Annotated in this window: 11 protein-coding genes; 4 read left to right on the top strand and 7 right to left on the bottom strand. The window is 57.9% G+C overall.

Going from position 1 to position 5,457, the window contains the following annotated elements:
• Positions 1 to 96: 96 nt before the first annotated feature.
• Genes IE224_RS20465 through IE224_RS21485 form a run of 3 tightly spaced genes read right to left on the bottom strand, consistent with a single transcriptional unit; the run spans position 97 to position 1,596 of the window.
• Positions 97 to 603, bottom strand: coding sequence for a hypothetical protein (locus tag IE224_RS20465; protein ID WP_191313331.1), 507 nt, complete (start codon positions 601 to 603; stop codon positions 97 to 99).
• Positions 581 to 1,402, bottom strand: coding sequence for a ParB/RepB/Spo0J family partition protein (locus IE224_RS20460; protein ID WP_191313329.1), 822 nt, complete (start codon positions 1,400 to 1,402; stop codon positions 581 to 583). Before IE224_RS20460 ends, IE224_RS20465 begins: the two co-directional genes overlap by 23 nt.
• 2 nt (positions 1,403 to 1,404) lie before the next feature.
• Positions 1,405 to 1,596 (bottom strand): hypothetical protein, encoded by a 192-nt coding sequence (locus IE224_RS21485; RefSeq protein ID WP_373305592.1) that lies wholly within the window; start codon positions 1,594 to 1,596, stop codon positions 1,405 to 1,407.
• A 141-nt stretch (positions 1,597 to 1,737) separates the two neighbouring features.
• Between IE224_RS21485 and IE224_RS20450 the strand changes: the two genes are divergently transcribed.
• From IE224_RS20450 to IE224_RS20435, 4 genes are all read left to right on the top strand, one after another.
• The gene (locus IE224_RS20450; protein ID WP_191313326.1) at positions 1,738 to 2,121 is read left to right on the top strand and encodes an Arc family DNA-binding protein; all 384 of its coding nucleotides are present in this window, start codon (positions 1,738 to 1,740) and stop codon (positions 2,119 to 2,121) included.
• Positions 2,118 to 2,360 carry a hypothetical protein gene (locus tag IE224_RS20445; protein ID WP_191313324.1) on the top strand — a complete coding sequence of 81 codons (243 nt, stop codon included), beginning with the start codon at positions 2,118 to 2,120 and terminating at the stop codon, positions 2,358 to 2,360. The genes IE224_RS20450 and IE224_RS20445 overlap by 4 nt, the downstream gene beginning before the upstream one ends.
• A gap of 165 nt (positions 2,361 to 2,525) precedes the next feature.
• Complete coding sequence (locus tag IE224_RS20440; RefSeq protein ID WP_191313322.1) at positions 2,526 to 2,780, top strand: AbrB/MazE/SpoVT family DNA-binding domain-containing protein; 255 nt, start codon at positions 2,526 to 2,528, stop codon at positions 2,778 to 2,780.
• A complete protein-coding gene (locus tag IE224_RS20435; protein WP_191313320.1) occupies positions 2,774 to 3,136 on the top strand; it encodes a type II toxin-antitoxin system PemK/MazF family toxin in 363 nt (120 codons plus the stop codon). Before IE224_RS20440 ends, IE224_RS20435 begins: the two co-directional genes overlap by 7 nt.
• Before the next feature lie 3 nt (positions 3,137 to 3,139).
• Here the strand turns inward: IE224_RS20435 and IE224_RS21330 are convergent, their stop codons facing one another.
• Genes IE224_RS21330 through IE224_RS20420 form a run of 4 tightly spaced genes read right to left on the bottom strand, consistent with a single transcriptional unit; the run spans position 3,140 to position 5,272 of the window.
• A complete protein-coding gene (locus tag IE224_RS21330; protein WP_268246577.1) occupies positions 3,140 to 3,262 on the bottom strand; it encodes a hypothetical protein in 123 nt (40 codons plus the stop codon).
• On the bottom strand, positions 3,262 to 3,558 hold the full coding sequence (locus IE224_RS20430; RefSeq protein ID WP_191313318.1) for a phage tail assembly protein: 297 nt from the start codon (positions 3,556 to 3,558) through the stop codon (positions 3,262 to 3,264). Before IE224_RS20430 ends, IE224_RS21330 begins: the two co-directional genes overlap by 1 nt.
• Before the next feature lies 1 nt (position 3,559).
• Entirely contained in the window at positions 3,560 to 4,075 is a 516-nt protein-coding gene (locus IE224_RS20425; protein ID WP_191313316.1) for a phage major tail tube protein, read from the bottom strand.
• Between the two features lie 12 nt (positions 4,076 to 4,087).
• Positions 4,088 to 5,272 carry a phage tail sheath subtilisin-like domain-containing protein gene (locus IE224_RS20420; protein WP_191313314.1) on the bottom strand — a complete coding sequence of 395 codons (1,185 nt, stop codon included), beginning with the start codon at positions 5,270 to 5,272 and terminating at the stop codon, positions 4,088 to 4,090.
• Positions 5,273 to 5,457: the final 185 nt, after the last annotated feature.

The following is a 5,457-nucleotide window of genomic DNA, read 5'->3' as shown; positions in this document are numbered from 1 at the left end:
CAACACCATCGAAACCGATCAGCAGGCGCAGGCAGTAGCTTAAACATCCCCGAAAACTGTCCAAGGATCGGGGAGTAGCTCAGGGAGCCGCTTGGTTTATGCTGCTCTGGCTTGAGCGATCAGATCCTCAATGGGCTGATCCAGATCGTCCACGTTGACAACTTTCAGAAGTTCATCATGGAAGACTTGCAGCTTTTTAGCCTTCTCAAGATCAGCGCGGGCATTTTCCCGAAGATACTTGATGTGGCGCATCAGTTCATTCGGCGTTGCTCGAAAGGTTGGAACCCACTCCATTTCGCGGGAGCCTGACTGCGCCGGAAGCGCAATACACCGTGGAACTTCCAACCGCTCAAGCTCTGGCGATAAGGCTGGCGCTCGAACGGCTTCCTGAGACTGGCGCGTTGTCTCCTTCATGATCTGTCGGATCATTCCGTTCATCGCCTCACGGAACATACGCTCCTTGGCATCCTCCATCAGGTCAGCCAAGCCGACCCGTGCCTCGTCATAAATCGCACCAGTTGTCATGCGTTCGCCCATTGTAGCGTGATGGACGACGATCCGGCGGAGTTCGTAGCTCAGTCTAGCCCGCTCGTTTCTGGTCATGCCCAACCTCCACAATGCCCTTAAGAAAACGAAAGGCTGGCAGTGCATAACGCTGCAAGCGGGCAACGGTGGCTGGTGCCGCGACTGCGCGAAACTCGTCGGCAGTCATACCGGTATTAGCGATATCCATAACTGCATCCGTGACCGTCTGGCACTTCAACAATGGATCTTCCCGCAAAGCTTCTTGGCGCCGTTCAGCTTCAAATTGCCTCTCAAGATCCACGCGAGGCGCATCACTCTTGACAATCTCCCGCTGCCTTTCTGGGGGGAGGATCGTGGCCTTGCGTGCCGCCGAGATCGACAAGACCTTCCGATCCATCGCATCCACGATTTCTGGCTCGGCATTTTCAACGACATGCTTTGCGTCGAGATAGCTGCGCTTACCTTGGAAACCTGCGCGCTTGGCGGCGAAAGCATCCGTCCGTCCTTCAACTTCGTCCCCATTGGGACGAGGTTTCATGTCGGATCGATGGCCTTGCCTTCCCCCTATTTCGTCAACAATAGCTTGCGCAATTGCTACCCGCTCTGATGTCGTGAAATCCTTACGGACTTCGTTTTCCGCATTCTCGCCGACAACGATGTGCGGCATGTCGATAATGCGAACGTCGATCTCGGTTTGCCCGAGAATATCCCGGAATGCGCGAAGCCGCCGCTCCCCGAAGATAAGTCGATTATCGGGGGCTACTCCGATGGGCTGCAACAGCCCGATATCGGCGATGCTGGAAGCCAGGGCGTCAAGATCGCCCATGTCCTTCCGATGCCTGTCACCGATGATGATTTGCCTAATCGGCATCTTCATGGTTAAGCGGCCTCCTGACCATCTTTCTGGGTGGTCTCGGCAGCAGGGGTCTGAGTTTGGCGACCGTCCCCTGCTGCCCTCTTCTTTGCGTCTTCGGCGAGTGACCGACGCAACCGCACCAGAATTTCTTCTGTAAGCGACTGATCGTGGATTGCCGCCATTATGCGCAGTTCCTGCCTCATCCCTGACGGCATTCGGATGCTCATAGGGCGTGGAACTTCCTCTTTAGCCAAGCTAGCCTCCAATGATATGCAATACGTATTACTATGCACTGCGTATCATTGTGGTCAAGTAGTTTTTGATAGCATCTGCATAGTATCTTGCGGAGAGATTCGATGACTACGCCACCCAGCAAGCAACTAGATCAGTTTGTTGTCCGCCTCCCTGACGGGATGCGCGACCGGATCAAGGCTGCCGCCGAGGCGAACAATCGAAGCATGAACGCGGAAATCGTTGCCACGCTAGAAGAAAAGTATCCACCAGTAGACCCTTGGGTCAGCGCGATCCACGCATTGCGCGCAATGAATGAAACCATCCGCAGTCTACCCAATGGCCCCGAAAAGCTGGCTGCCCTCGAACAGGCACGTGCGTTCTCTGTCGGCGTGACTACCGCGTTTCTCCAGCAGATCGGGGATGTAGAGCCTCCCACGAAAGAGATTGCAGACAGCCTTGCTGACCTCCGCAACTTTCTAAAGGACGAAACAGCGGCCAAATCATGACCCTGACCCCTAACCGAGAGTTCTCAATGACCGATCTACCGACCATTCCGCACGCCATCGTCGAACCTACGGCTGAGGGCTTTGCTGCCAGACCTTTAGAAAACACCCCCAAAGCACATGCTGCCTTTCAGCAGGCAGTGAAGGAATTCATGTTCAGCCAGACGGACTGGGAAAACTACGGCACCCATGCCGGACGCTTTGAGGCATGGGATCTAGCGCTGTTCATCCCCGTTCGGTGATCCTCCATGTCCCTGATCCGCAACGCGTGACTGTCACACTCCAAGTGACGGTCAATCACATTTTAATGCAACTTCGATGCGACGGCTTGCATTACCGTATAGCCGATGTAGATACCACTTGTAACTCGCCTGTAAGAGCGTGGACGAATCAAATGGAGAGACAACATGCAACTGAACGTGTCGAAGTGGGGAAATAGCCTGGCAGTTAGGCTTCCCGCTCATGTCGCGCAGGAGGCTCGATTGAAGGAAGGTGTTGCCGTTGAAGTCACGGCAACGGATGGAAAGATCGTTCTGACGGCGGTCCGGAAGAAGTTCAAACTAGCCGAACTTCTGCAAGGCGTTCCAGAACGGACCCAAGAAGACGCCGCGACAAGTGCTGAGTTCGATTGGGGCAAGCCGAAAGGCGAGGAAGCTTGGTAAAGAAGAATTCTTTTTATCAGCCAGACAGGGGCGACCTTGTCTGGCTCGATTTTGACCCTCAAGCGGGAACTGAGCAGGCTGGACGCCGTCCTGCCATCGTCCTTTCTCCGCAGAATTTCAATATCGCCACGGGGCTAGCGATATTCTGTCCTATCACGAACCAGGGCAAGGGATCGTCTTTTGAAGTTCCCCTCCCGCGCGGGGCGGGATTTACAGGCTTCGTTCTGACTGATCACTTCCGCAGCTTGGACTGGATCGCACGAAGTGTCGAGTTCCATAGCAAGGCCGACAAGGCAACGATGTGGGAGGTCTTAGGAAGGGTCGAAGCGATCCTGTGTCTGGACCTTGACCCATAGCGCCTAACTTCCCTCACCCTTCACCAACGGCGCGATCTGGTCGAACATCAGGAAGAACAGGTCCGTTTCCCAGTCCATCACGTCATTGATGGGCTGGTGCAGATACCGGCCGCAGGCGGCGACCATCAGTGCGAAACCGGCTCCTTCGCCTGATCCTTCACCGCCGCCGCCGCCGTCTTTCCCATCAGGGGCAACGTAGCTTCCATCACCTTGTCGAGGTCTTCCCCGTCAAGATCCTCGATCACCGGCAAAGGCTGGCCGCACATCGATGCATAAAGGGCGAGGGTCTTCTGCATCTCGCCCTTCACGGCATCCATCGCCACCAGGTCGCGGGCCTTCCGGCGCCGGAAGGTCAGCGTGTCGATGGTCTTGTCCTTGAACGTAACCGGGTAATCCAGCTTCACTTCAACGGTATCGGTCATGTCAGGTCATCCCCAACGCGCGGCGACGACCCGGCATCTGCTCGACGCCCATCACGCGGACCGAGAAGTCATCAAAGGCGAAGACTTCCTGATCAACGCTGTTGGTTTCGATGAACAGCGAACCGCTGTGGACGGTGATCTCGTATTCCGCCTCGGCGCGGCTGCCAGTGGACCAGCTGCCGGGGTCCATTTTCAGCACGTCCCCGAAGAACTCGAACCGGGCCCCGTGTTCGGTGCCGTCCTCAGACTGCAGGTAGCCACGGGCAATGAACTTGTCATTCTTGCCCACGCCCAGCAGTTCGATCATCGCCGGATCAAAGGCGGTTTCCTTGAAGCTGGCGCGCGTAGCCTCATAGCCCATGAACACCTCGCGGGGCTTGATCATGCCCGCGTTGCGCATTTCCTCGGTGGTCTTTTCCAGGACCGGAATGGTGATCTCGTTGGCCTGGCCGATCCGGTTGCGGTCGTTCGCAACGATCGTGCAGTCCTTCAGGACATAGGCGGGCAAGGTTGCCATGATGAACCCTCCTTACAGGGCTGCGTCGGTTTCGAACCGACCGGTGACGGAGTTGAACAGGGCGGTATAGGCCACGTTGATCTGGCGGTGCGCCTGGATGCGGAGATCGTAGATCGGCGCCGGCACTTCGAAGGCCATCGCGAACTTGACGATGCCCTGCACACCGGTTTCCGGCAGATTGTCGGTGGACAGGCCGAATTGCGAACCCGGCAGAATGACGCCTTCGACCTCAAGCTGTTTCAGCAGCCCGCGCCCGGTCATGCTCATCAGATCCAGGTTGTCCTTCGTCATCGGGCGCCCGATGTATTCGATGAAGGCTGCCTCGATGCTCTCGTGAACCATGTCGGTCACGCGAACCACGTTCACGAACTCCCAGATCGTGCCGACAGCCGCGGTCATCGGCCCCCAGGTGCGGAAACCATCGCCCCGGTTGATGATCGTGTTGACGCCGGCCTCGTTCAGTTCACTGGCCTCGGTGCCGTATTCCACCGGCAGAGACACCCCCACGACGCCTTCCAGCAGGACGTTGGTGTGTGCCCAGGCGGGGCTGCGGTTCATGTCCAGCATGGCCTGCACAGCGGCGAAGGCGGTGCTGGATGGACGGGCGACGACAACGCCATCCTCGGATTTCAGGATCGGGCCATCGGAGATGCTGACACGCCTTTGCGCGCCGATCAGGGTCACAGCCTGCTTGGCCGCTTCAATCGTGGTGCCGGGACCGTCCACATAAAGCTGCGCGCGGATGTCGTTGGCAACCGTGATCGCCTCGGCAATGACCGGATCAGCCGGCGCGGCCGAAGCGGCACGAAAGCCCGGCAGGACCAGAAGCTTCGGACGGGGCAAGCCCAGCATCGCGGCCGATTTGAAGGCATGGACGCCGGTCTTGGTGGCGGCATCGCCCACGGCATTGGTCACGCGCTCAGCCGCTTCCGTGCCCTCATTGGTCAGGACCACGATGATGGTGCTGGCACCGTTGTCCAAGGCAGTATCAATTTCCGCCATGACATCATCCGGCACACCGGCCGCATCGGCAGGCTTGCGGATGGCGATAGGCTTGTTGAAGGCCATACCCGCCGGGAGATCGGCCGAGGGAATGGGCATCAAGATACCCATGACGCTGGTGGTCTTGGGACGCGCGACGACCAGTTCGTCCGCGCTCTGCGTCACGCGGACGCCGTGGTAACGCTCTAGCGGCATAAGAGCCTCCTTTTTCGTGAGCGGGGTTAGGCCGTGATGGTCGCGGCTTGACGGAAAAGATCATCAATCTTCTCGGGGGCGAGGCCGAGCGCAGTGCCGATGTGACCTGCCCCCCGGAAGTTCCCTCGCTGTGATGTAGAGTCTGCGCAACCTGAAGGAGCAGACGAGATGAGGAAAAGCCGTTT

The sequence above is a fragment of the Paracoccus aerius genome (assembly GCF_014656455.1).
Classification (GTDB): Bacteria; Pseudomonadota; Alphaproteobacteria; order Rhodobacterales; family Rhodobacteraceae; genus Paracoccus; species Paracoccus aerius.
The sequence above is the reverse complement of the archived record's forward strand: the minus strand, read 5'-3'. Positions and strand labels throughout refer to the sequence as shown.